At 68.3% G+C, this 2,742-nt stretch carries 4 protein-coding genes; 1 reads left to right on the forward strand and 3 read right to left on the reverse strand.

Annotated elements, in window-relative coordinates; all coding sequences use genetic code 11:
- Window positions 1-16: 16 nt before the first annotated feature.
- From upp to ACFE7U_RS03330, 3 genes are all read right to left on the reverse strand, one after another.
- Window positions 17-667, reverse strand: coding sequence for a uracil phosphoribosyltransferase (gene upp / locus ACFE7U_RS03320; protein ID WP_375408309.1), 651 nt, complete (start codon window positions 665-667; stop codon window positions 17-19).
- Between the two features lie 161 nt (window positions 668-828).
- A complete protein-coding gene (locus ACFE7U_RS03325; protein ID WP_375408310.1) occupies window positions 829-1,293 on the reverse strand; it encodes a DUF2852 domain-containing protein in 465 nt (154 codons plus the stop codon).
- Between the two features lie 88 nt (window positions 1,294-1,381).
- Window positions 1,382-2,023, reverse strand: coding sequence for a TetR/AcrR family transcriptional regulator (locus ACFE7U_RS03330; protein ID WP_375408311.1), 642 nt, complete (start codon window positions 2,021-2,023; stop codon window positions 1,382-1,384).
- A gap of 300 nt (window positions 2,024-2,323) precedes the next feature.
- On the opposite strand from ACFE7U_RS03330, the gene ACFE7U_RS03335 reads away from it, so the two are divergent.
- The coding region (locus ACFE7U_RS03335) for an Hpt domain-containing protein (RefSeq protein WP_375408312.1) at window positions 2,324-2,742 on the forward strand (419 nt) is incomplete at its 3' end.

The raw sequence follows: 2,742 nt of genomic DNA on the forward strand, positions 1-2,742 counted from the left end.
GGCCGCCGATCACCCCTCACCGCGTTCCGTACATCCGGTCGCCGGCATCCCCCAGTCCCGGCACGATGTAGCCGTGGTCGTTGAGATGGCTGTCGATGGCCGCCGTCCAGACCGGCACGTCGGGATGCGCCGCCTGAAGCCGGGCGATGCCCTCGGGGGCGGCGAGCAGGCAGACGAAGCGCAAGTCGTGGGCACCGCGCGCCTTGAGGAGGTCGATGGCGGCCACGGCGGAATTGGCGGTGGCCAGCATTGGGTCGAGGACGAGGACGGTGCGGTCGGCGAGGTCCGACGGGGCCTTGAAGTAGTATTCCACCGCCTGCAGCGTCTCGGGGTCGCGATAGAGCCCGACATGGGCGACACGGGCCGAGGGCACCAGCGACAGCATCCCGTCGAGGAACCCGACGCCGGCGCGCAGGATCGGGGCGAAGACCAGCTTCTTGCCAGCGATCTGCGGCGCCTCCATCGCCTGGATCGGCGTCTCGATGGTGACGGTCTCCAGCGGCAGGTCGCGGGTGACCTCGTAGGCGAGCAGCATGCCGATCTCGTTGAGGATCTGGCGAAAGCCCTTGGTGGAGCGCGCCTTGTCGCGCAGCAAGGTCAGCTTGTGCTGGACCAAGGGGTGGTCGACCACCTGCACCGACCCCATCCCGCCCGCAGTTCGCATCATCCGCTCCCCATCGCCCAACCGCCGGAAACGCAAGACCGGGGCCGGCCTTCTGTATACGAGCCGCGACGGTCCGACGACGCGGTTCGCGAAGCGAGCGCAACGATAAAGGGCTCCCGCCTCGCGGCGGGAGCCCTCGTCATCGAGAGAACGGCGTATGGGTTTCAGACGTCCCGGGTGCCGTTCGAACCGGTCTCGGAGCGGCGCTTGGCCATGAAGGCGTCGAACTGCTCGCGGTCCTTGGCCCGCTTCAACTCCTCAACGAAGGCCGCGAAGGCACGGCCCTCTTCCTCGAGGGCGCGGCGCTGGGCGACGAGACGCTCGATCTCGGCGCGGCGGTAGTCGTCGAACGCCCGATTGCCGGAACCGCCCATGTTGGCGGCGTCGAAAGCCGCCGCGAAGCGCGAACGCCCGCCGATACCTGCCGAGGAGGTCATGCGGCTCAGCCGGTCGCGCAGTTCGGCGAAGGCCGGGTAGCCCGCGAGCTTCCAGGCGACGTAGCCGAACGCCAGGGGCCACCAGTAGATGAAGGCGACCACGATGGCGCCGATCTCGAAGGACCGGCGCGGAAACGGACCGTTGCGGCAGGCTTTGCCGGTGGCCCAGGGGGATGTCGAGGAAAAGCTCACGGCTCACGCTCCGATGTAAATGTGAACGACATTTACTTGCGCGCGGGTCGGCCGGTTTTCAAGGGGTCTCCGCGCGGGAGAAATCCCCTCAGGTCCGAGCGCGGCCGCCCGCCCCGTGGACGAGGGCGAGGACGCCCGCACGCAGCAGTTCATATTTGTCGGGCACGCCCGGCCCCTTCGGCAGCTGCCCTGCCGCCGAGAGGGTGGCGAGGCCGTGGGACAAGGCCCAGACCTCCATGGCGATGAAGCGCGGATCGATGCCCCCGAACCCATCCGGGAAGGTCGCCCGCAGGGATTCCACGAGGAGGTCGAAGGGGCTCGGCCGCGCCGCGGCCTCGGCATCCGTGGCGGCGAGCCCGAGGCCGGCACTGCGGCTTTCGAAGATCGCCGCGTAGTAGCCAGGCTCCTCCTCGGCGAAGGCGAGGTAGGCCTCGCCCATGCGTGTGAAGCGTTCGAGCGGCGTGCCGCGGCTGCCGACCGCCTTGGCGAGGCGCGCGGCCAGATCGGTGAAACCGCGGCCCGCCACCTCCTCGAGCAGGGCCTCGCGCCCGCGGAAGTGCCTGTACAAGGCAGCGGGCGTGACGCCGACGAGGCGGGCGGCATCCACGAGGGTGAAGCCGCCGACCCCGCGCTCCGCGATGAAGCGGCGGGCCGCCTCGATCAACGCCTCCTTGAGGTTGCCGTGGTGGTAGCTGCGCCGGTCGCCCGGTTCGTCGCGCCAGGGTCGCAAGAATCGTCCTCCCTCGGGCGCCACCGGGGCGCACCCTGTCCACTCGCGCCCGGTCCGGCTGTCCGTGAATGAACCATTCCCTATCATGAAAGGTCGCCGGCGCGCCCATGGTGACATCGGGCGCGCACGGAAAATTCAGCCGCGGATCCATATCCCCCGCGAAGGTGGTCCCATTACGGGTGTCTCAAATAATGAGTTGCGCACACGCTATGATGGTCTGTGGAAACCCTTCACTAACTGATTATGGGTCAGTGTCTCATCTGCACGGACGGTAGTGCGCGTTTGGACTGAGTACCTCTCATGGACGACTTGCTGCGTGAGTTCCTCACCGAGAGTGCCGAGCACCTCGACACCGTGGATACCGAACTCGTCCGATTCGAGCAGGATCCGAACAACAAGACGATCCTGAGCAACATTTTCCGGCTCGTACACACCATCAAGGGCACCTGCGGCTTCCTCGGCATGCCGCGCCTCGAAGCGCTGGCGCACGCCGCCGAGACGCTGATGGGCCAGTTCCGCGACGGCATGCCGGTCACCGGCCCGGCGGTGAGCCTCATCCTCGTCACCCTCGACCGGCTGAAATCGATCCTCGGCGACCTGGAGAAGACCGGGTCCGAGCCCGTCGGCAGCGACGAGGACCTGATCGGCGCACTGGAGCACATGGCCTCGGGTCCCGTCGGCCAGGCCGTGGCCGAAGTCGCGGCGCCCGCGCCGGTCGC

It is taken from the genome of uncultured Methylobacterium sp., from assembly GCF_964251405.1.
Taxonomy (GTDB): Bacteria; Pseudomonadota; Alphaproteobacteria; order Rhizobiales; family Beijerinckiaceae; genus Methylobacterium.

What these genes read in the sequence shown, in the direction of transcription:
- upp (WP_375408309.1), bottom strand. Translation starts at nt 667, where the DNA reads ATGATGCGAACTGCGGGCGGGATGGGGTCGGTGCAGGTGGTCGACCAC.